Below are 22,580 nucleotides of genomic sequence, written 5' to 3'. Positions count from 1 at the left end.
GGTTCCGTCCCCGGACAGCCCCTCTCGACACCGGTCCTGACGGCGCGTCACCGAACTCTATGAACGCAAACCCGGAGTCCCTGGACCCCCGACCTGCGGTCATCGACCATCGGTGCGCCGCGCAACGGTGCGCGGGAAGACCGAAGGGAGACGAGGAGATGCTCGGACACTTCTCTCGCCGCACACGCTCCGCGGTGCCGGTGCCGGTGCCGTCGGCACGGAGCCGGTCCGCGCGGGGCCGCGTCGCCGCCGTCGCCGGACTCCTCGCCGCCGGCGCGGCCGGCCCCGTCCCGGCCGTCGCGGCCGACGGGCCCTCCCCCGCGCCGTGCCCGGCGAGCCTCGCCGCGGAGGCCACCTGCTACCGGGGCCAGGACGCGAACGGCGCCTTCTACGCGATGGCCGTCCCGCACGACTGGAACGGCTCGCTGGTCGTGCACGCCCACGGCGGCCCCGACCTCGGCGACGGCTCCGACCCCGAGCGCAGCACCGGCGACCTGGAGCGCTGGTCGGTGATGGTCGAGGAGGGGTACGCCTGGGCGGGTTCGTCGTACCGCCGCGGCGGCTACGGCACGCGGATGGCCGCCGCGGACACCGAGAACGTGCGGCGGCTGTTCGTCGGCCGCTTCGGCACCCCGCGCCGGACCTTCGTCCACGGCCAGTCCTGGGGAGGCGACGTGGCGGCCAAGGTCGCCGAGATCTACGGCACGGGCCGGCACGCTCCGTACGACGGCGCGCTGCTGACCAGCGGTGTCCTGGGCGGCGGTTCGCGCGGCTACGACTACCGGGTGGACCTGCGCGTGGTCTACCAGTACTACTGCCAGAACCACCCGCGGCCGACCGAACCCCCGTACCCGCTGTGGACGGGACTGCGCGAGGGTTCGACGATGACGAGCGCGGGCCTGCGCTCCAGGCTGCAGGAGTGCACCGGTTTCGCGTCACCGCCGCAGGAGCGCACGCCCCTGCAGCAGCGGAACCTGGACGACATCCTCGCGGTGACGCGGATCCCCGAGCGCACGCTGGAGTCGCACCTGCGCTTCGCGACCTTCACCTTCCGCGACATCGTGGTCAACCGGCTGGGCGGCCGCAATCCGTTCGGCAACGCCTCCGTGCGCTACACCGGATCGCACGACGACGCGGCCCTCAACGCGGGCGTGGAGCGCTTCTCCGCGGACCCCGCGGCCACGCGCGACCTGTCCTTCGACAGCGACGTCACCGGCGCGGTCTCCGTCCCGGTGCTCACGATGCACGCCATCGACGACCCCACGGCGTTCGTCGAGCACGAGGCGGCCTACCGGGCCTCCCTGGAGGGTGCCCACCGCGGTCGCCTGCTGGCGCAGACCTTCACCCGGGAGACCGAGCACAGCGAACTGAGCACGGCGGAGTACGCCGCCGCCGTCGACGCCCTGGCGGACTGGGTGCGCACCGGCCGCAAGCCCACCCCGGCGTCGGTCGCGGCCTCCTGCCCGGCGTTCGACGCCGTCTACGGCACCGGGTGCTTCTTCGCCCCCGACTACACCCCGCGCCCGTACGCCTCCCGCGTCCGCCCGCGACCCGGGGGCCTGCACTGGCCGGCCCTGTCCGCCGCGCGGGAGCGGGTGCTCGGCCGGCTGCCGGGCGTGGGCATCGCCCCCTGACCCCGTCGGCCCACCGCCCCGCCTCCCCCACCGCTCCCTACCGCCCTCCACCGCCCTCCACCACCCCTACCTGCAGAATCTTGCAGAAAGTTTCAGCAGGGGCCTTCCATCCCGGCGTGAGGCGCTGTTACGTTCCTCCTCATCCCGGTCCGGCCGGCCGGGGGTCCGCCCCTGACGGCGGCCCCACGCGCCCGGCCGGCTGGACCGGAGACATCGACGGAGGCGGATCCCGGGGCCGACGAGCCACCCCGCCGCGCCCCGCCCGGGGCGGGTCCCGGGGTCCGCCCCGGCGCACACCTCGGCGCGCCGCGGCGGAACCCCGTGCGGGCGCCCTCGGTCAGGAGCGCCGGCCGCCGCCGGGTGCCTGGCCGGTGGAACCGCGCACGACGAGCTCCGTCTGGAAGACGAACTCCGAACGCTGCACCGGATTGCCGCCGATCTCCTCCAGCAGCGCGTTCACGGCGGCCGCGCCCATCGCCTCGACCGGCTGCCGGACCGTGGTCAGCGGCGGATCGGTGAAGGCGATCAGCGGTGAGTCGTCGTAACCGACCACCGAGACGTCCCCGGGGACCGTCAGCCCCCGCTCCCGCGCCGCCCGCACGGCCCCCAGCGCCATCAGGTCGCTGCCGCACACGATGCCCGTGCAGCCCCGGTCCAGCAGCGCGCCGGCGGCCGCGTGGCCGCCCTCGACGGAGAACAGCGTGTGCTGCACGCAGCCAGCCGCCGCCTCCTCGCCGAGGCCCAGGAAGTCACCGAGCGCCTCGACGAAGCCGTCGACCTTGCGGTGCACCGGCACATAGCGGTTGGGCCCGACGGCCAGGCCGATCCGCTGGTGGCCGAGCTCCACCAGGTGCTGGACGGCGATACGCGCCGAGGCGCGCTCGTCCGGCGAGATGTACGGCCCGGCGATCGCCGGGTTGTAGCCGTTGACCAGCACATAGGGCACGCCCTGCCCGAGGAGCCGGGCGTAGCGCTCGGGGTCGGCGGTGACGTCGGCGTGCAGGCCCGACAGGAAGACGATGCCGCGCACCCCTCGCTCCACCAGCGCCTCCACCAGTTCGTCCTCGGTGGAGCCGCCGGGGTGCTGGGTGCACAGCACCGCGGTGTAGCCGTAGCCGGTCAGGTTCTGCTCGATGACCTGGGCGAAGGCGGGGAAGATCGGGTTGTTGAGCTCGGGGGTGATCAGACCGATCTGGCCGGCGCTGCGCCGGCGCAGCCGCACCGGGCGCTCGTAACCGAGCACGTCCAGTGCGGCCAGCACCCTCTGCCGGGTGGCGGGGGCGACCCCCGCCTTCCCGTTGAGCACGCGGCTGGCGGTGGCCTCGCTGACCCCCGCCTGGGCCGCGATGTCGGCGAGGCGGGCCGTGGTGTTCACAGTCCCCGACCCTATGCGACCGCGGCGCACGTCAAACGGCCCACCAGACGGTCGTGTCGGACGGGAGGACCACCCCGTCCGCCGTGACCTCGACGGGAGCGCTGCTCAGCAGCACCGCGCCGGGCGCCGGCAGGGTCACCGGGGCGCCGGTGGTGTTGACGGTGCACGCGAAGCCGGGGCGGCGGAAGACCAGCACGCCCTCCGGGGCGTCCTGCCAGTGCACCGACTCCCCCGCGCCGAGGCCGGGCAGTTCGCGGCGCAGCCGCAGGGCCGCGCGGTACAGCTCCAGGGTGGAGGCGGGGTCGCCGGTCTGGGCCTCGACGCTCAGCCCCGCCCAGGAGGCCGGCTGCGGCAGCCAGCTGCCCCCGCTGCCGAAGCCGTACGAGCTGCCCTCCGCCGTCCACGGGATCGGCACCCGGCAGCCGTCGCGGAAGCCGTCCTGGCCGGCGGCGCGGAAGAACGCCGGGTCCTGGCGGGCCTCGTCCGGCAGGTCGGTGACCTCGGGCAGGCCGAGTTCCTCGCCCTGGTAGACGTACGCGGAGCCGGGCAGCGCCAGCATCAGCAGGGAGGCGGCGCGGGCGCGGCGTACGTCGTAGCTCTTCTCGTCGGCGGACAGCCGGGTGGCGTGGCGGACGACGTCGTGGTTGGACAGCACCCAGGTGGTGGGCGCGGCAACGGGACGCATGGCGTCCAGCGAGCGGTCGATGACCTCGCGCAGCTCCCGGGCGTCCCACTTGGTGCCCAGGTACTGGAAGTTGAAGGCCTGGTGCAGTTCGTCGGAGCGGACGTAGTGGGCGGTGCGCTCCACGGTGGGCGTCCAGGCCTCGGCGACGGCGATGCGCTCGCCCTGGTACTCGTCGAGGATGCGCCGCCACGAGCGGTACACGTCGTGGACGCCGTCCTGGTCGAAGAAGGGCAGGACATCGTTGCCAAGCAGCTTGAGCTGCTCGTGGGCGCCGATGTCGGGCAGGCCGTCGGCCTTCACCAGACCGTGTGCGACGTCGATGCGGAAGCCGTCGACGCCCATGTCGAGCCAGAACCGCAGGATCGAGCGGAACTCGTCCTGGACCGCCGGGTGCTCCCAGTTGAAGTCCGGCTGCTCGGGCGCGAACAGGTGCAGGAACCACTCCCCGTCGGCCGCGCGGGTCCAGGCCGGTCCGCCGAAGATGGACTCCCAGTCGTTGGGCGGCAGTTCGCCGTTCTCGCCCTTGCCGGGGCGGAAGTGGTAGCGCGCCCGCAGCGGGGAGCCGGGGCCCTCGCGCAACGCCTGCTTGAACCACTCGTGCTGGTCGGAGGAGTGGTTGGGGACGAGGTCGACGATGATCCGCAGGCCCAGCCGGTGGGCGTCGCGGATCAGGCCGTCGGCGTCGTGCAGGGTGCCGAACATCGGGTCGATGGCCCGGTAGTCGGCCACGTCGTAACCGGCGTCGGCCTGCGGGGACGCGTAGAAGGGGCTCAGCCAGACGGCGTCCACCCCGAGGTCGCGCAGATAGGGGAGGCGCTCGCGGACACCGGGGATGTCGCCCATGCCGTCGCCGTTCCCGTCGGCGAAACTCCGGGGGTAGACCTGGTAGATGACCGCGTCTCTCCACCAGTCCGTGGCGGCCACGGGCTGGTCGGAGGCGTGGGGGTGACGGGTGGAGTCCGCCAGGTACTGGGTCATGGTGATCCCTTGGAGGATTGGAGTCGCGGTACGGCGATGGAGGCAGGGCCGGGGCAACCGGCCGTCGGGCCGGGTGCCCCGGGTCGTGCGGTCAGGACTTGGCCGCGCCGGCCGTGAGGCCGGTGACCAGGTGCTTCTGCACGAGGTAGAAGACGAAGCTGACGGGGATGGCGATGAGCACCGCGGTGGCGGCCATGTAGTTCCACTGCGCGTCGTGCTCGCTGACGAAGCTGCTCAGGCCCACGGCGAGGGTGTACTTGCCGTCGTCGAGCATGAAGGTGGTCGCGAAGGCGACCTCGCCCCAGGCGGTGAGGCAGGTGTAGAAGGCGGCCACCGCCAGGCCGGGCCGGGCCAGTGGCAGCACCAGCCGCCAGAAGGTGCCGAAGGGGCTGAGTCCGTCGACGCGGCCGGCCTCGTCGATCTCGAAGGGGATCGTGTCGAAGTAGCCCTTGAGCATCCACGCGCAGTACGGCACGGCGGTGGAGCAGTAGATGAGGATCAGGCCGCCGTAGGTGTCGATCAGGCCCAGGTCCGAGAGGATCACGTACATCGGGACCATGAGCACGGCGACCGGGAACATCTGGGTGACCAGCAGCGCCCACATGAACTTCTTGTAGCCCGGGAAGCGCATGCGGGAGACGGCGTAGCCGGTGGTGGCCGCGATCAGCACGCCGATGACGCAGGTGGACCCGGCGACGATCAGGGTGTTCCCGAACCAGGTCAGGAAGCCCGTGTGCTCCAGGACGAAGGAGTAGTTGGAGAAGCCGGCCTTGTCCAGGATCCGGCCCGGGTGCAGGTAGTCGTCCTTGTCCGGCCCGAGCGAGAGGAAGACCAGCCAGCCGATCGGGAAGAGGGCGACGACGCTGGCGGCGATCAGCACGCCGTGCGACAGCACCGACGCGGTGCGGCTGCGCCGGCCGCGGCGGTACCGGCCCGGGCGCTCCTTCTCGGACGCGGCGGCGTGGGGATCGCCGGCGGGGCCGGAGCCCGGGATCGTGGTCTGGGTCGTGGTGCTCATGCTGCTGATCCCCTCAGGCGGCGAGCTGGTCATGGCGGGCCAGCCAGCGGCGGTAGAAGGTGGTGAAGACGATCAGGATCGACAGCAGGAGCACGCCGTAGGCGGCGGACTGCGCGTAGTCGCGCGGCTGCTGGCCGAACCCGAGTTGGTAGGCCCAGGTCACGAGGATCTGCGCGTCCGGTGCGCCGCTGCCGAAGAGCAGGTAGATGATGGCGAACTGGTTGAACGTCCAGATGATGCCGAGCAGCACGACGGTGCTGCTGACCGAGCGCAGGCCGGGCAGGGTGACGTTGCGGAAGCGCTGCCAGGCGTTCGCGCCGTCCATCTCGGCGGCCTCGTACAGCTCCGAGGGGATCGACTGCAGGCCGCCGAGGAGCGAGACCATCATGAAGGGCACGCCCACCCAGGTGTTGACACCGATCGCGGCGATCTGCTGGAAGGTGGAGTCCTCCAGCCACTGCGGCTGCGGCAGATGGAGACCCCCCAGGACGGAGTTCACCACCCCGGAGTCGCTGAGCATGATCCGCCAGGAGAAGACGGTGACGAAGGTCGGCACCGCCCACGGCAGGATCAGCATCATGCGGTAGAAGGTGCGGCCGCGCAGCTTCTGGTTGAGCAGCAGCGCGAGCCCCAGGCCCAGGCCGTAGTGGAGGGCGACGCAGACCGCGGTCCAGATCACCGTCCAGATGAAGTGCGACCAGAAGCGGTCGTAGGAGGTCGGGCCCCAGAGGATGTCGGCGTAGTTGTGCAGGCCGATGAACTGGTAGGTGGCGTCGATGTGGTTGACGCCGATGGTGCGGGCCGAGTTCAGGCTGTTGGCGTCGGTGAGCGTGAGGTACAGGCCCTGGGCGAGCGGGTAGCCCACCAGGACGCCGAGCACGACGACCACCGGGGCGATCATCGCGTACGCGTACCAGTGCTTCTGGTAGGAGCGCTTGAGGCGCTCGATCGGACCGGGGCGTGATCCACGCGTATCGCGGGACTTCTGCACCGCGCCCTCGACGGCGACTGTCATCGTTGGGGCCTTCTCTACGGGGTGTCTTCCGGGGTGACTTGCGGGGCGTCTTCCGGGGTGGAACAGCCGGTGGCCGCCGGCCCGCCCGGTTCGGGGGCGGGGCCGGCGGCCGCGGGGATCACTTGCTGTAGTCGGGCAGCAGCTTGGCCATCGCGACGGCCGCGTTGTCCAGGCCCTTGTCCAGCGGCTCCTTGCCGCCGGCGACCTTGGTCAGCTCGTCGCCGAACGGGCCCCACAGGGAGCTGTACTCGGGCAGCTCGGGGCGCGGCTGGGCGGAGGACAGGACCGCCTGGAAGCCCTTGACGCCCGGGTCGGCGGTCACCTCGGCGGTGTACGCGTCCGAGCGGGTGGGCAGCGTGGAGTTCTTCAGGGCGATGGTGGTCTGGCTCTTCGCCGAGGTCATGAACTTCACGAACTTCAGCGAGGCCGCCTGGTGGGCCTTGTCCGAGCCGGCGTAGACGGCGAGGTTGTGGCCACCGGTGGGGGCGCCGGCCGAACCGGCGGAGCCGGCCGGGACGGGGGCGATGCCGAGGTTGTCCTTGTCGGCGAACGCGGAGCCCTTGTAGAAGTTGGTGATCTCCCAGGGACCCTGGATGATCGCGGCGACCTTGCCGTTGACGAAGGCGTCCTGGATGTGGGCGTAGGCGTCCGCGGTGGTGTCGGCCTTGTGCAGCCCGGCGCCGGAGAACATGCTCTGCCACGTGGTGAGGCCCTTGACGGCGGCCGCACCGCTGATGGTGATCTTCTTGGCGGAGGTGTCGACCATGTCGGTGCCCTCGCCGTACAGGAACGGCTGGGCGTAGTAGGACGCGGTGTTCAGCCAGAAGCCGTCGGCACCGGTCTTCGCCTTGATGGTCTTGGCGGCGGCCTTCAGGTCGTCCCAGGTCTTGGGGGCGTCGGCGACACCGGCCTGCTGGAAGAGCTTCTTGTTGTAGACCAGCGCCAGGGTGTCGGTGGTGAAGGGGACACCGTAGGTCTTGCCGTCGAACTGGGCCTGCTTGAGCAGGGACGCCTGGAACTTGTCCTGGTCGGCGAGGGCCTCGGTGCCGTCCAGCGGCAGGAAGAAGCTCTTCTTGGCGAACGCGGGCGTCCAGCCGACCTCGGAGCGGAGCACGTCGGGGGCGCCCTTGCTGCCGGCCGCGGTGTCGAACTTGTTCTGCGCCGCGTCGAAGGGGACGTTGACGTACTTGACCTTGATGGTCGGGTTCGCCTTCTCGAAGTCCGCGACCAGGGCCTTGTAGGTCGGCGCCTCATTGGTGGCGTTCGAGGTGTCCCACCAGGTGATGGTGACGGGGCCGTCGGCCTTGTCACTGCCGCCGTCGCCGCCGCAAGCCGTTGCCGCGAGCCCGAGCGCCGCAACCAGCGCGGTGGCCGCTATGCCACGCCGCATGTGATCTCCTCCAGGATGAAAGCCCGTGATACTGCGGGGCGCGTCTCCGCGACCCCCCTGCCGACTGCACCTTTGCGGCCGCCGGGCTGTCGAGGAACGTAACAGGGATGAAAGCTCCCCGAAAGACCTTGCTGCAAAGACTTGCAAGATCTTCCGATCGTTACGCGCGTGTGTCCTCGCAGTTGCCGGGAGGAGACGTGCCGTGGGAGCGCCGGCTGCCTGGAAGGCGTTACGCCATCTTCCGCAAATTTCTGAAAGGTATTGCCGATCGGGGCGCTGGATGGGAATCATCGGCAGGGACCGGCGCCGACTCACGAGGGACCGACATGACCCAAGAGCTCGCACCCGTCGTCCACGGCGAGGCCCCCGCGGCCGCGGACCGGCCCGAGGACGCGCATCCCGACTGGTGGCGCAGCGCCGTCATCTACCAGGTGTACGTGCGCTCCTTCGCGGACGGCGACGGCGACGGGGTGGGCGACCTGCCCGGCGTCCGGGCGCGGCTGCCCTATCTGGCGGAGCTGGGGGCCGACGCCGTCTGGCTGACCCCGTTCTACGCCTCCCCCCAGGCCGACGGCGGCTACGACGTCGCCGACTACCGGACCGTGGACCCCCTCTTCGGCTCCCTCGCGGACGCCGACGACCTCGTCCGGACCGCGCACGAGCTGGGTCTGAGGGTGATCGTGGACATCGTCCCGAACCACACCTCCGACCGGCACGCGTGGTTCCGGGCCGCGCTCGCGGACCGGCACGGGGGTCCGGACCGCGAGCGCTACCACTTCCGCCCGGGCAAGGGCGTGAACGGCGAACTGCCGCCCAACGACTGGGAGTCGGTCTTCGGCGGGCCGGCCTGGACCCGCGTCCCCGACGGGGACTGGTACCTGCACCTGTTCGCGCCCGAGCAGCCCGACCTCGACTGGGACCACCCCGAGGTGCGGGAGGAGTTCGACCGGATCCTGCGCTTCTGGCTCGACCTCGGCGTCGACGGCTTCCGCATCGACGTCGCCCACGGCATGGTCAAGGCCCCCGGCCTGCCCGACATCGGGCACCAGGAGCAGGTCACGATGATCGGCTCCCAGGTGCTGCCGTTCTTCGACCAGGACGGGGTGCACGAGATCCACCGCTCATGGCGGCGGCTGCTCGACGGCTACCCGGGGCAGCGCATCGGCGTCGCCGAGGCCTGGGCCCCCACCCCGGAACGGATGGCGCTGTACGTGCGCCCCGACGAGCTGCACCAGGCCTTCAACTTCCACTTTCTGCGCTGCGACTGGGACGCCGCCGCCATGCGCGCGGTGATCGACGAGTCGCTGGCCGCCACCGTCTCCGTCGGCGCCCCCACCACCTGGGTGCTGTCCAACCACGACGTGGTCCGCCACGTCACCCGCTACGGCGGCGGCGCCACCGGGCTGCGCCGTGCGCGCGCCGCGGCGATGCTGATGCTGGCGCTGCCCGGCTCGGTCTACGTCTACCAGGGCGAGGAGCTCGGCCTGCCCGAGGTCACCGACCTGCCCGACGATGTCCGCCAGGACCCCTCCTTCTTCCGCGCCAACGGCCAGGACGGTCTGCGCGACGGCTGCCGGGTGCCGATCCCGTGGACGGCCGGGGGCAGCTCGTACGGCTTCGGCAGCGGGGGCAGCTGGCTGCCGCAGCCGGCCTCCTGGGCGGGGCTGAGCGTCGAGGCCCAGACCGGCGACCCCGCCTCCACCCTGGAGCTGTACCGCGCGGCCCTGCGGCTGCGCCGCGAACTGCCCGGCCTCGGCGACGGCCCGATGCGGTGGCTGGACGCCCCCGAGGGGGTGCTGGCCCTCGCCCGGCCCGGCCTGGCGTGCACCGTGAACACCCGCTCCACACCCGTCGAACTGCCTGTTCCCGGACGGCTCGTGCTCTCCAGCGAGCCCGCGACGCCCACCGGCGGAAACATCCGTCTTCCGGCCCATTCGTGCATCTGGTGGGCGATCTGAGATGCGACCGGTACAGTCCAATCCTGTGACCGCAAGGCTTGCCGACATCGCAGCCCAGGCGGGGGTGAGCGAAGCGACGGTCAGCCGTGTTCTGAACGGCAAGCCCGGAGTCTCCGCGGCAACCCGCCAGTCCGTGCTGGCCGCACTCGATCTGCTCGGCTACGAACGGCCCGTCCGGCTGCGCCAGCGCAGCGCCGGCCTGGTCGGACTCATCACGCCCGAGCTGGAGAACCCCATCTTCCCGGCCTTCGCGCAGATCATCGGGCAGGCGCTGACCCGCCAGGGGTACACGCCCGTGCTGGCCACCCAGACACCCGGCGGCTCCACCGAGGACGAACTGGTCGAGATGCTGGTCGAGCGCGGCGTCGCCGGGATCATCTTCGTCTCCGGCCTGCACGCCGACTCCACCGCCGACATGGAGCGCTACGACCGACTGCACGGCCAGGGCGTGCCCTTCGTGCTCATCAACGGCTTCTCCGACAAGATCAAGGCCCCCTTCGTGTCCCCCGACGACCGGGGCGCGATGCGGCTGGCCGTCACGCATCTGGCGTCGCTCGGGCACGAGCGGATCGGCCTGGCGGTCGGCCCCAAGCGTTTCGTCCCCGTGCAGCGCAAGATCGAGGGCTTCCTGCGCAGCATGGACCAGGTGCTCGGCATACCGGCGCGGGAGACCGAGGACCGTATCCAGCACTCCCTGTTCACGTTGGAGGGCGGCCAGGCGGCCGCCTCGGGGCTGATCGAGGCCGGCTGCACCGCCGTGGTGTGCGCCTCGGACATGATGGCGCTCGGCGCCATCCGGGCCGCCCGGCAGCACGGTCTGTCCGTGCCGGGCGACGTCTCCGTCGTCGGGTTCGACGACTCCCCGCTCATCGCGTTCACCGATCCGCCGCTCACCACGATCCGCCAGCCGGTCACGGCGATGGGCCAGGCCGCGGTGCGCGCGCTGCTGGAGGAAGTCGGGGGCACCCCGGCGCCGCACAGCGAGTTCGTCTTCCTGCCTGAACTGGTCGTACGCGGCTCGACGGCATCAGGTCCCCAAGCCGGGGCAGCCGTACCGGTACAGCAGTCGGCCTGGAGGCGTACAAGGGATGCACAGAATCCGACCGGGGGCTGATCGGACGGCCTACCCCGGCATGGCAGACTATCGCCCCATGGGGGAATCGACCGCGAAGACCATGGCACGCCGTATCGCAACGGCCGACCCGCCGCGCTCCATCGATTCCCGTGACGCCGATGGAGCGACGACGGGCAACGGACGGCTGTCACCGCACCGACCACGGCTGTGGTTCGAGATCCTGCTGATCGCCGTCAGCTACTGGATCTACTCACTCGTGCGCAACGCCGTGCCCGAGCAGAAGACTGCGGCCATGCGCAACGCGGACCGGGTGTGGGACCTGGAGCAGTCCTTCGGCCTCGCCTTCGAGCACGCGATCAACCATGCCGTGAACTCGGTAACGTGGCTCATCGTCGGGATGAACTATTACTACGCCACGCTGCACTTCGTGGTAACCCTGTCGGTGCTCGTCTGGCTCTTCCGCCGGCACCCCGGGCGCTACGCGCCGACCCGGCTGGTGCTGTTCGTGACGACCGGCATCGCACTGCTGGGGTACTACTTCTTCCCGCTGGCGCCGCCGCGCCTGATGGGCGGCGGGTTCATCGACACGGTGCGGATCCACCACACATGGGGCTCCATGGCCTCCGGCGACCTCGCCCATGTGTCCAACCAGTACGCGGCCATGCCCTCGATGCACATCGGCTGGTCGCTGTGGTGCGGCATCACCGTGGCGATGCTGGCCCGGCACACCTGGGTCCGGGTGCTGGGGGTGCTCTACCCCGTCACGACGCTGCTGGTGATCGTCTCCACCGCCAACCACTTCTGGCTGGACGCGGCCGGCGGCACCGCCTGCCTCGCGGTCGGCTTCGCCGCCTCCTGGGCGGTCTACGGGGGGCTGGCCTACCGGCTCCCGCGCCACGTGCGGGTCGCCACGGCGTAGGACCGGTCGTCGCGGGGCGGGGCGGTCGCGCCGCCCCGCCCCGGCGTCTCAGGCGTCGTAGAAGAGCCGCTCGACCACCGCACGCGCGCGGCGGGTCGTGCGGCGGTAGTCCTCCACCATGTCCCCCACGTGCCCGGGTTCGTACCCGAGGTGGCGACCGACCGCGGCGAGTTCCCTGCCGTCGCCGGGGAAGGTGTCGCCGGGGCGGGCCCGGACGAGCATCACGGCGTTGCGGACCCGGCCGGCCAGGACCCAGGCGGCGTCCAGGACTTCGGCGTCCTCCGCGCCGAGCAGGCCCGCCTCCGCCGCCGCTGCGAGCGCGGGCCGGGTACGCGTGGTCCGCAGGCCCGGGATCCGCGCGCCGTGCTGGAGCTGGAAGAGCTGCACGGTCCACTCGACGTCGCTGAGCCCGCCCCGCCCCAGCTTGGCGTGGGTCGTCGGATCGGCGCCGCGCGGCAGGCGCTCGGACTCCATACGGGCCTTGAGACGGCGGATCTCCCGGACCGCCTCCTCCGTCAGGCCCCCGGCCGGGTAGCGCAGCGGGTCCGCGAGCGCCATGAAGCGCGCGCCCAGTTCCTCGTCCCCCGCGACGTGTTCGGCCCGTAGCAGGGCGTGGCTCTCCCAGGCCAGCGACCAGCGCCGGTAGTAGGCGGCGTACGAGGCCAGCGTGCGCACCAGGGGCCCGCTCTTGCCCTCCGGGCGCAGGTCGGCGTCGATGAGGAGCGGCGGATCGGTGGTCGGGATCTGCAGCAGCCGCCTCAGCTCGTTGGCGACCTTCACGGCCACGCGGGAGGCGTGGTGCTCCTCCACCCCCTCGTAGGGCTGGTGGACGAACAGGACGTCGGCGTCAGAGCCGTAGCCGAGCTCGTGACCGCCGAAGCGGCCCATGCCGATGACGGTGAAGCGGGTCGGCAGCGGCTCGCCGTCCGCCGCCTCGACGGCGTTGACGGCGGCCTGCAAGGCCCCTGCGACAGCGGCGGCGTTGACGTCGGTGAGGGCGGCGCCCACGGCGTCGGGCGCGTCCCGGTGGACCCCGATCACATCGGCCGCGGCGGTACGGAACAGCTCGCGGCGCCGGACGCCGCGCACGGCGGCCACGGCCTGCTCGGCGGAGCCGGCGCGATGGACCGCCGCCAGCACCTCCTGGTCGAGCGCGGCGCGTGAACGCGGCTGCAGGCCCTCGTCGTCCGCGAGGAGGGCGACCGCCTCGGGGGCGCGCATCAGCAGGTCGGGGGCGAGGCGCCCGGAGGAGAGCACCCGGGCGAGGTTCTCCGCGGCGGCGCCCTCGTCGCGCAGCAGCCGCAGGTACCAGGGGGTCCGGCCCAGCGCGTCGCTGACCTTGCGGAAGTTCAGCAGGCCCGCGTCCGGGTCGGCGGAGTCGGCGAACCAGCCCAGCAGCACCGGCAGCAGCGTGCGCTGGATGGCGGCCTTGCGGCTGACGCCGGAGGCCAGCGCCTCCAGGTGGCGCAGCGCGGCGGCGGGGTCGGCGTAGCCGAGCGCCTCCAGGCGCTGCTTGGCCGCGTCCGGGGTGAGGCCGACCTCGCCCGGCGCCAGCTGGGCCACGGCGTCCAGCAGCGGCCGGTAGAAGAGCTTCTCGTGCAGGCGGCGCACCTCCCGGGCGTGCCGCTTCCACTCGCGGTACAGCTCGGCGACGGAGTCGGCGCGGAAGCCCAGGGAGCGGCCGAGCCGGCGCAGGTCCGCCTCGTCCTCGGGCACGAGGTGGGTACGGCGCAGCTTCTGCAGCTGGATGCGGTGCTCCATCGTGCGCAGGAAGCGGTACGAGGCGTCGAGCGCCGCCGCGTCCGCGCGCCCCACGTAGCCGCCCGCGGCGAGCTGGGCGAGCGCGGTCAAGGTGGTGCCGCTGCGCAGCGCGGGGTCGGTGCGGCCGTGCACGAGCTGCAGCAGCTGCACGGCGAACTCCACGTCCCGCAGGCCGCCGGGGCCCAGCTTGAGCTCGCGGTCCACGTGCGCGACGGGGATGTTCTCCACGACCCGGCGCCGCATCTCCTGCACGTCGGGCACGAAGTGGTCGCGTTCCGCGGCCTGCCACACCATCGGCGACAGGGCCTCGACGTACTCCTGGCCGAGCGCCGGGTCGCCGGCGACCGGGCGGGCCTTGAGCAGCGCCTGGAACTCCCAGGTCTTCGCCCACCGCTTGTAGTACGCCACGTGGCTGGAGAGCGTCCGCACCAGGGGGCCGCGCCGGCCCTCGGGGCGCAGGTTGGCGTCGACCTGCCAGATGCTGCCCTCGGCGGTGGTGTCGGAGCAGATCCGCATCATGCGCGAGGCCAGCCGCGTGGCCGCCTGGACCGCCTTGGCCTCGTCCTCCAGGCCGTCGGTCTCGCCGCGGGCCTCGGCGACGAAGATGACGTCCACGTCGGAGATGTAGTTGAGCTCGTGGCCGCCGCACTTGCCCATGGCGATCACCGCGAGCCGGCACTGCGCGGCGTCACCGGGGGCCTCCGCCTCGGCCATGGCGAGCGCGACGCGCAGTGTGGCGGTCGCCAGGTCGGCCAGCTCGGCGGCGGTCTGCACGAGGTCGCTGGTGCCGCACACGTCCCGGGCGGCGATGCCCAGCAGGCAGCGCCGGTAGGCGGCCCGCAGCGCGTCCGGGTCGGCGGCGCTGCGCAGGCCGCGCTCGAAGTCCGTCGTCCCCGGGTGCAGATCCGCGTGCTCGTAGGTCACCAGGGCGTGCCAGTCGCGCGGGTGCCGGGTCAGGTGGTCGGCCAGCGCCTCGGAGGCGCCCAGCACCCCGAGCAGCCGGTCGCGCAGCGGCTTGGCGGCGGTGATCGTGTCGAGCAGGGTGCGGCGCTCGCCCGCGTCCAGGGCCTCCACCAGCCGCACCAGGCCGGTCAGCGCCTGGTCCGGGTCCGCGGTGGCGCCCAGGGCGTCCAGAAGCACCGGGTCGTTGCCGACGGACACCAGTTCCTCGCCGCCCAGCATGCTCTCGGCGGCCACGGCGTCGGCGAAGCCGCGTTTGAGCAGCCGCCCGAACCTGGTGTCCCGTCGCCCTTCCAGCACTCCGACCACCTTCCGCCGTCTCCCGGCGTCGCGGCGTCCGGGCCCTCGGCCGCGCCGCTCCGCACTTCAGAGGGTATCCGGCCCGTTCCGGCTCCGATAAGCAACGGTATGGGCGCTTTCCCGCGGACCCCGACCGCGGCGCGAGGGGCCAAAGGGCCGTCTGATAAAAAGCGTTGGTCATTTGAACGTACAACCAGCCGGTCGATCGGTCATCAGGGGCGGGGCAACGGAATGCCAAAGGGAAGCAGGAGATCCGCGGGGTCGCGACGACTGCCGGGACTACCGCGGCTGCGCGGACGCGCCTGGCTCGCGATCGGAGCGGTCGTGCTCGGCGGCGCGGGAGCGGTGACGGCCGTGACCGTCGCACAGGGACCGGAAGGCACCGCCGCGGCGGGGGCCGGAAAGCCCGTGCCCACCGTCGTCCGCTCGGTGAAGCTGGAGGGCCAGGGCGGCGAGCGCACCGTGCCGCAGCGCTCCACCGACACCTTCGGGCTGGTCGGGCTGACGTGGGACGATCCGCGCAGCGTGCTGGAAGGCACCGTGCAGGTCCGCACCCGGTCGGTGGCCACCGGCCAGTGGTCCGGCTGGAACACGGTCGACCCGCACAACGACGACGCGCCGGACCCGGGCGCCGAGCAGCACATGCGCGGCGGTTCCGCACCGCTGTACGTGGGGCCCTCCGACGGCGTGCAGCTGAAGGTCGTCTCCGCGAGCGGCGAGTCCGGCCGGCTGCCCGACGGCATGCGCCTGGAGCTCGTGGGCGACGCCTCGCACGGCGGCTCCGCAAGCGGCTCCGGCCTGGCGATGGCCCCCGCGGCCTTCGCGGAGGACGCCGCCGACGGCGAGGAGTCCCCCAGCACCACCCCCGGCGAGCCCACGGCGACGGACACCGCGACCGGCACCACGCCGGACCCCTCCGCCACCTCCGGCACCACCGAGAGCCCGTCCGCGCCGACCTCGGCACCGGCCTCGCAGACCACCACGCCGCCGGCCACCGCCACGACGTCCGCGAGCCCGACGCCGACGAAGGCCTCCCCGACGGCCACGCCGACCAAGAGCACCAGCCCCAGCCCCACCTCGACCCGGCCGGCCGCTCCGGCGTCCACCGTGGCGAAGCCCGCGATCGTCTCCCGGGCCGGCTGGGGCGCCGACGAGAAGATCCGTGAGGCCGGCGACCCGGACTACGCCACGGACGTCACCGCGGTCTTCGTCCACCACACCGACACCGCCGTCAGCTACGACTGCTCCGCCTCGGCGAGCATCGTGCGGTCGATCTACGCGTACCACGTGCAGGCCGAGGGCTGGCGCGACATCGGCTACAACGCCCTGGTCGACAAGTGCGGCACGATCTTCGAGGGCCGCTACGGCGGCATCGACCTGCCCGTCATCGGCGCGCACACCTACGGCTTCAACACCCGCAGCTTCGGCATCGCGGTGCTCGGCACGTACCAGGTCATCGACGGCAAGGCCGCCACGCCCATCACCTCGCAGATGCTGGGTTCGGTCGCGGCGCTCGCCGCGTGGAAGCTCGGCCAGTACAAGATCAACCCCAACCCGGGCAGCAAGACGCAGACCCTGACGGAGGGCGCGAGCGACAGCCCGCCCTTCAAGCTGGGCACCAAGTACACCTTCAACGCGATCTCCGGGCACCGTGACGGCTTCGCCACCGCCTGCCCGGGCCAGAACCTGTACGACAAGCTGCCCACGATCCGCTCCTACGCGGCCGGCCCCGTCGCGACGCCCACGCTCGGCACGCCGACCGGCGCCACCAAGTCCGGCTCCAGGTACTACACCAAGGGCGCCATGACGGTGACCTGGAAGACCACCACGCCGGCCGTGCTCGTCAAGCGCTTCGAGGTGCTGGTCGACGGCGTCGTGAAGGCCACGACCACCCACACGGCCACCTCGGCCGCGATCACGGTGCCGACCGGCAACCACACGGTGGCGGTTCGCGCGGTGCACATCAACAACAAGACGTCGGTGTCCGCCTCGCTCGCGGTGACCGGCGACACCACCAAGCCGACCTTCACCACCGCCCCCGCGGTGAGAATCCGCAACGCCACGGTGTCCAGCACCTCCGTGCCGGTCACCGTGACCTGGAAGGCCGCGGACAACACGGTCCTCAAGAGCTCCTCGGCGACCACGCCGTCCGCCGCCACCTTCGGTCCCACGACGACGAGTTGGAGCACCGCGGGCAAGGCCGGCAGCGCCGTCACGTACAACCTGCGGGCCACCGACCTCGCCGGCAACTACAGCACCGCCTCGGTCAGCCGCACCGCCGCGATCATCCAGGAGACCTCGGCGGTCAGGACCGGATCGTGGTCCACGAAGAGCTCCACCAGCTACCTCGGCGGCAAGTCGCTCACCTCCTCGTCCAAGAACGCCGGCCTCACCTGGACGTTCACCGGACGCTCGGTGGGCTGGGTGGTCTCGCGGGCCTCGACCTCCGGGCAGGCGTACGTCTACGTGGACGGCGTCAAGAAGGCCACCGTGGAGTTGAAGTCCTCCAGCACGCTGTACCGGCAGACCATCTGGTCCACGTCCTGGAGCACGAGCGCCAAGCACACCCTGAAGATCGTCGTGGTGGGCACCTCGGGCCGCCCGGCCATCACCACGGACGGCATCACCTACGTGAAGTGACCTGATGTGACGTGATGTGACGCATCGGCAGCGGGAGCCCGGGGGACGCGAGTTGCGCGTCCCCCGGGCTCTTTGCCTGCGCTTGACCTGACGTTCCCCGGTACCACGCAGCGTTCCACGTACCTTCACCTGAGGAGCGCTTCCGGCTTCCGCGGCCTCCTCCTAACCTGGCGCGGCGCCACTCCCTGTCCCCCGCCCCGGAGGTCCGTCGTGTCCGGCTGGTCCCTGTCCCGTCCCCGTCGCACTGTCACCGCTGTCGCATCCGCCTGCGGCCTCGCCGCCGCCTCGCTCGGCCTGTGGGCCGCGCTCGGCGGCTCCGAGACCGCCCACGCCGCGGGCAATGTGCCCAACCCCGACCACGTGGTCGTGGTCATGATGGAGAACCACGCCTACAGCCAGGTCATCGGCAGCTCCAGCGCCCCGTACCTCAACAACACGCTGAAGGCCGGCGGCGCCGGCCTCACGCAGTCGTACGGCGTCACGCACCCGAGCCAGCCCAACTACCTGCAGATCTTCTCGGGCGGCAACCAGGGCGTCACCGACGACAGCTGCTACACCCCGGGCTTCAGCTCGGCCGCCAACCTCGCCTCGGAGCTGATCGCCGCGGGCAAGAGCTGGGCCAGCTACAACGAGACGCTGCCGAGCCAGGGTTCGACCACCTGCAGCAGCGGCGACTACGCGCGCAAGCACAACCCGTGGTTCGCCTTCAAGAACGTCCCGACGTCGACGGCGAAGACCTTCGCGCAGTTCCCGACGGACTTCACCACGCTGCCGAAGGTCTCCTTCGTCACGCCCAACCTGTGCAGCGACATGCACGACTGCTCGGTCTCCACCGGCGACACCTGGCTGAAGAACAAGCTGGGCGCCTACGCCACCTGGGCCAAGACCCACAACAGCGTGCTCGTCGTCACCTTCGACGAGGACAACCGCCTGGCGGGCAACCGCATCCCGACGGTCCTGTACGGCCAGCCGGTCAAGGCCGGTTCGTCCTCGGCGACGACCTACAACCACTACAACGTGCTGCGCACGCTGGAGGACCTGGCCGGTCTCACCACGCACGCGGGCAACGCCGCCTCGGCCTCCGACATCACCGGTATCTGGGCGAGCTGAGCGTGTACGTCGCGGACAGCCGCGGCGCCGCCGGCGACGAGGCCCGGGACGCGAAACGTCCCGGGCCTCGGGTCGCGGCCGCCGTCGCCCCCACGGTCCTCGTCCTGGGCACGGTCAGCCTCATCACCGACGTCTCGTCGGAGATGGTCACCGCCGTCCTGCCGCTCTACCTGGTCGCCGGGCTCGGCCTCTCACCGCTCGGCTTCGGCCTGCTCGACGGCGTCTACAACGGCTTCAGCGCGCTGGTGCGGCTGGTCGGCGGCCACCTCGCCGACCGCGGCGGCGGCCGCCACAAGGCCGTCGCGGCCTTCGGATACGGGCTGTCGGCGGTGTGCAAGCCGGCCCTGCTGCTGGTCCACAGCCTGCCGCTGATCGGCGCGGTGCTGGCCGTCGACCGCACGGGCAAGGGCCTGCGCACGGCGCCGCGCGACGCGCTGATCTCGCTCTCCTCCGCGCCCGAGGCGCGCGGGCGGGCCTTCGGCGTGCACCGCGCCATGGACACGGCCGGGGCGCTGCTGGGCCCCCTGGTCGCCTTCCTCATCCTGCGGCAGGCGGCCGACGGCTACGACGCCGTCTTCACCGTCAGCTTCTGTGTGGCCGCGCTGGGCGTGCTCGTGCTGCTGCTCTTCGTCCCGGGCGGCCGGCCGCGGCCGGCGGCGGGCCCCGAGGATCCGCCGGTGCCCGCGGCCCCGGCGGCGCAGCCCTCGCTGCGCGCCTCGGTCGCGCTGCTGCGGCGCCCGGACGTGCGGCGCCTGACGATCTGCGCCACCCTGCTGGGGCTGTCGACCGTCAGCGACTCCTTCGTCTACCTGCTGCTGCAGCACCGCCTGGGGGTGCCCGACCGGTGGTTCGCGCTGATGCCGCTGGGCACCGCGGCCGCCTTCCTGCTGCTCGCGATCCCGCTGGGCCGGCTCGCCGACCGCCTGGGGCGCTGGCGGATGTTCCTCGCCGGGCACGCGGCGCTGCTCGGCGCGTACGCCCTGCTGCTCGCGCACGGGCCCGCCTACCTCGTCCTGCTGCTGCACGGCGCCTTCTACGCCGCCACGGACGGCGTCCTGATGGCCGCCGCCTCCACCGCGGTGCCCGCCGAGCTGCGCGGCGCCGGGCTCGCCCTCATCCAGACCGGGCAGGCCGCGGCCCGTTTCGCCGCGTCCCTGGCCTTCGGCGCCGCCTGGACCGCCTGGGGCGACCGTACGGCCCTGACCACCGCCACCGCGGCACTGGCGGTCTGCGCGGCCTGCGCGGTGTGGCTGCGCCCCGCACGACCGACACGACCGGGATCGGCCTCCTGACCCCGCAGAAAGGCTGCGCATGGACCGCATGGACACCGCCCCCCTCAGCCCCCGGAACCGCCTGCTCGTGCTGCTGGCCGCCGTGGCGGTCCTCGCCGCCGTCGCCGCGGCGGCGGTGCTGCACGCCGCGGACCGGGCCGCCGAGAAGGACCGCCCCCAGGCGGGCGGTCCTGCCGTCACCGAGGGCAGCGTCTCCCTCGCCCCGGACGCGCCCCGCATGGTCTTCCGGAACATGGCCTGGGGCCCGCACCGCGACGAGCTGGCGACCGTGCCCGCCGACCGTCCCGACGGGGCCCGCACCGCCTCCGGCATCAAGTGCCTGCGCTTCTACGCCGCCGCCGGCACCGGCATCTGCCTGCAGTCCGTGCACGGCACCGTCCAGGACACCTACCGTGCGGTCGTGCTCGACGCGCACCTGAAGGAGCTCCGCAGCTACCCGCTGGCCGGCATCCCCACCCGGGCCCGGGTCTCCCCCAGCGGCCGCATGGTCGCCTGGACGGTCTTCGTCGGCGGCGACTCGTACGCCGGCACCAACTTCTCCACCCGCACCTCCGTCCTCGACACGCGCACCTGGGACCTGCGGGGGAACCTCGAGGACTTCACGATCACCAAGGACGGCAGGCCCTACCACGCGGCCGACGTCAACTTCTGGGGCGTGACCTTCGCCGACGACGGGCACTTCTACGCCACCTTGGGCACCGCGGGCCGCACCTACCTCGTGCGCGGCGACGTCGCCGCAGCTTCGGTGCGGACCCTGCGCAGCAACGTCGAGTGCCCCTCGCTGTCCCCCGACGGCACCCGTCTGGTCTTCAAGAAGCGCGTGGCGGGCCTGTCCCCCGACGCCCCGTGGCGGCTGTACGTCCTGGACCTCGCCACGATGCGGGAGCGGCCGCTCGCGGAGGACCGCAGCGTCGACGACCAGGTCGTCTGGCGGGACGACCGCACGATCGTCTACGCCCTCGCGGGCGACTTCGGCGCCGACCTGTGGACGGTGCCGGCCGACGGCACCGGGAAGGCGCGGCGGATGGCGACGGCCGCGCTGGCACCGGCCTATCTCGGGCAGTGACCGGCGGGGCCGGCGGGGTTCAGGCGGCGGCCACCCGCACGGGGAGGTCGGCCCAGCGGGTGACTCCGTCACGGTCGGTGCGCATGCCGTAGCGGGCGGACAGGGCCTTGACGATGCCGAGCCCCCGGCCGTGCTCGTCGGGGTCGATGCCGCCGGGCGGCCCGCAGGGGTTGGCCGGCCCGGAGTCGGTCACCTCGATGTGCAGAGCGCTCAGGCCGTCCAGCGCGACCCACGACACCCGCAGGGTCGCGGGCCCCAGGGCGTGCACGATCGCGTTGGTGGTCAGCTCGGAGATCACCAGGAGCACGTCCTCGGTCAGCTCCGGGCAGAGGTTCCAGTCGGCCAGGACCGCGCGGACCCGCCGGCGGACGACGGACAGGGCGCCGGGGATGTGGGACAGCGGGGCGACGTGCACGTCCTCACGCTGCGGCATCGTGTTCGGCTCCGCCGTCATGTGTCCTCCCTCCGAGGAGCCCCGCCGGGCGGGCACCCGGACGTCCTGCGAACGCTATTGACAGACCGGGTGAAGGGCAATGAAACCGGGTCGGCATTACCGAACGCCGCATTCCCCCTGCCGGAGGGGCCCGGGGACCGCGTCCGCTGCCGAGCCGCAACAGCCGGGCTACGATCGATACATGGCCGGCCCGCTCCAGTCCATCGAACGGGCGGCGGCAATCCTGCGCCTGCTGGCCGGGGGCTCCCGCCGGCTGGGTCTCGGCGAGGTGGCGGCCTCGCTGGGTCTGGCGAAGGGCACCGCCCACGGAATTCTGCGCACCCTCCAGCACGTCGACTTCGTCGAGCAGGACCCGTCGACCGGGAAGTACCAGCTCGGCGCCGCCCTCCTGCACCTGGGCAGCAGCTACCTGGACGTCAACGACCTGCGCTCGCGCTCCATCAACTGGGCCGACGCCCTGGCCGCGCGCAGCGGCGAGACGGTACGGCTGGGCACCCCCCTGGAAGGCCAGGTGCTCATCGTCCACCACGTCTTCCGGCCAGACGACAGTCTGCAGACCCTCGACGTGGGGGCGCTGCTGCCGCTGCACGCCTCCGCCCTGGGCAAGGTGCTGCTGGCGTTCGGGGCCAGCCACGTGGACGCGGCGGTCGCCGCCGGGCTGGAGGCGTACACCCGGCACACCCTGACCGACCCCGAGGAGCTGGGCCGCGCCCTCGCCGAGGTCCGCGAGCAGGGCTGGGGCGCGGAGGTGCAGGAGATGTCGATGGGCGAGGCGGGCGTGGCCGCGCCCATCCGCGGCCACGGCGGGCTGGTCGTGGGCGCGATCGGCGTCGCCGGGCCCGTCGAGCGGATCTGCGACTCCAAGGGCCGGCCGCAACCGGCCATGGTCACCCTGCTCCGGGAGGCGGCCCGGGCGATCTCCAGAGACCTGGGAGCGGCCCGCTGGTAGC

At 72.4% G+C, this 22,580-nt stretch carries 16 protein-coding genes; 9 read left to right on the top strand and 7 right to left on the bottom strand.

Annotated features, from left to right (window positions below; all coding sequences use genetic code 11):
- Nucleotides 1-158 precede the first annotated feature (158 nt).
- A complete protein-coding gene (locus ACIP98_RS37355; protein WP_401980690.1) occupies nt 159-1,634 on the top strand; it encodes a hypothetical protein in 1,476 nt (491 codons plus the stop codon).
- 337 nt (nt 1,635-1,971) lie between these two features.
- Here the strand turns inward: ACIP98_RS37355 and ACIP98_RS37350 are convergent, their stop codons facing one another.
- The 5 genes from ACIP98_RS37350 to ACIP98_RS37330 form a co-directional block, all read right to left on the bottom strand.
- A complete protein-coding gene (locus ACIP98_RS37350; RefSeq protein ID WP_319662190.1) occupies nt 1,972-3,009 on the bottom strand; it encodes a LacI family DNA-binding transcriptional regulator in 1,038 nt (345 codons plus the stop codon).
- Nucleotides 3,010-3,040: 31 nt separating this feature from the next.
- Nucleotides 3,041-4,672 carry a glycoside hydrolase family 13 protein gene (locus ACIP98_RS37345; RefSeq protein WP_319662192.1) on the bottom strand — a complete coding sequence of 544 codons (1,632 nt, stop codon included), beginning with the start codon at nt 4,670-4,672 and terminating at the stop codon, nt 3,041-3,043.
- 91 nt (nt 4,673-4,763) lie between these two features.
- A complete protein-coding gene (locus tag ACIP98_RS37340; RefSeq protein WP_319662193.1) occupies nt 4,764-5,690 on the bottom strand; it encodes a carbohydrate ABC transporter permease in 927 nt (308 codons plus the stop codon).
- Between the two features lie 13 nt (nt 5,691-5,703).
- Nucleotides 5,704-6,705, bottom strand: coding sequence for a sugar ABC transporter permease (locus ACIP98_RS37335; RefSeq protein ID WP_319662194.1), 1,002 nt, complete (start codon nt 6,703-6,705; stop codon nt 5,704-5,706).
- A 118-nt stretch (nt 6,706-6,823) separates the two neighbouring features.
- Nucleotides 6,824-8,095, bottom strand: coding sequence for an extracellular solute-binding protein (locus tag ACIP98_RS37330; RefSeq protein WP_319662195.1), 1,272 nt, complete (start codon nt 8,093-8,095; stop codon nt 6,824-6,826).
- A gap of 326 nt (nt 8,096-8,421) precedes the next feature.
- On the opposite strand from ACIP98_RS37330, the gene ACIP98_RS37325 reads away from it, so the two are divergent.
- From ACIP98_RS37325 to ACIP98_RS37315, 3 genes are read left to right on the top strand one after another with little or no spacing between them, the layout of a single operon-like run.
- On the top strand, nt 8,422-10,053 hold the full coding sequence (locus ACIP98_RS37325) for a glycoside hydrolase family 13 protein (RefSeq protein WP_401980687.1): 1,632 nt from the start codon (nt 8,422-8,424) through the stop codon (nt 10,051-10,053).
- A 25-nt stretch (nt 10,054-10,078) separates the two neighbouring features.
- Entirely contained in the window at nt 10,079-11,167 is a 1,089-nt protein-coding gene (locus ACIP98_RS37320) for a LacI family DNA-binding transcriptional regulator (protein ID WP_319662197.1), read from the top strand.
- Between the two features lie 37 nt (nt 11,168-11,204).
- Nucleotides 11,205-12,047 (top strand): phosphatase PAP2 family protein, encoded by an 843-nt coding sequence (locus tag ACIP98_RS37315; protein ID WP_401980684.1) that lies wholly within the window; start codon nt 11,205-11,207, stop codon nt 12,045-12,047.
- 48 nt (nt 12,048-12,095) lie between these two features.
- Here the strand turns inward: ACIP98_RS37315 and ACIP98_RS37310 are convergent, their stop codons facing one another.
- Entirely contained in the window at nt 12,096-15,068 is a 2,973-nt protein-coding gene (locus tag ACIP98_RS37310; RefSeq protein ID WP_319662199.1) for a bifunctional [glutamine synthetase] adenylyltransferase/[glutamine synthetase]-adenylyl-L-tyrosine phosphorylase, read from the bottom strand.
- 354 nt (nt 15,069-15,422) lie between these two features.
- On the opposite strand from ACIP98_RS37310, the gene ACIP98_RS37305 reads away from it, so the two are divergent.
- The 4 genes from ACIP98_RS37305 to ACIP98_RS37290 all read left to right on the top strand — a co-directional run bounded on the left by ACIP98_RS37305 (nt 15,423) and on the right by ACIP98_RS37290 (nt 21,176).
- Complete coding sequence (locus ACIP98_RS37305) at nt 15,423-17,708, top strand: N-acetylmuramoyl-L-alanine amidase (RefSeq protein ID WP_401980681.1); 2,286 nt, start codon at nt 15,423-15,425, stop codon at nt 17,706-17,708.
- 210 nt (nt 17,709-17,918) lie between these two features.
- Nucleotides 17,919-18,818, top strand: a complete 900-nt coding sequence (locus ACIP98_RS37300) for an alkaline phosphatase family protein (protein WP_401980678.1) — start codon at nt 17,919-17,921, stop codon at nt 18,816-18,818.
- Between the two features lie 2 nt (nt 18,819-18,820).
- On the top strand, nt 18,821-20,110 hold the full coding sequence (locus ACIP98_RS37295; RefSeq protein ID WP_401980676.1) for an MFS transporter: 1,290 nt from the start codon (nt 18,821-18,823) through the stop codon (nt 20,108-20,110).
- A 28-nt stretch (nt 20,111-20,138) separates the two neighbouring features.
- Nucleotides 20,139-21,176 (top strand): TolB family protein, encoded by a 1,038-nt coding sequence (locus ACIP98_RS37290; protein WP_401980674.1) that lies wholly within the window; start codon nt 20,139-20,141, stop codon nt 21,174-21,176.
- 19 nt (nt 21,177-21,195) lie between these two features.
- On the opposite strand, the gene ACIP98_RS37285 is transcribed toward ACIP98_RS37290, so the two are convergent.
- On the bottom strand, nt 21,196-21,630 hold the full coding sequence (locus tag ACIP98_RS37285) for an ATP-binding protein (RefSeq protein WP_319662203.1): 435 nt from the start codon (nt 21,628-21,630) through the stop codon (nt 21,196-21,198).
- Between the two features lie 181 nt (nt 21,631-21,811).
- On the opposite strand from ACIP98_RS37285, the gene ACIP98_RS37280 reads away from it, so the two are divergent.
- The gene (locus tag ACIP98_RS37280) at nt 21,812-22,579 is read left to right on the top strand and encodes an IclR family transcriptional regulator (protein WP_319662204.1); all 768 of its coding nucleotides are present in this window, start codon (nt 21,812-21,814) and stop codon (nt 22,577-22,579) included.
- Nucleotide 22,580: the final 1 nt, after the last annotated feature.

The organism is Streptomyces sp. NPDC088354 (genome assembly GCF_044753585.1).
Taxonomy (GTDB): domain Bacteria; phylum Actinomycetota; class Actinomycetes; order Streptomycetales; family Streptomycetaceae; genus Actinacidiphila.
Note: the sequence above shows the minus strand (reverse complement) of the source record. Positions and strands in the feature narration are given on the sequence as shown.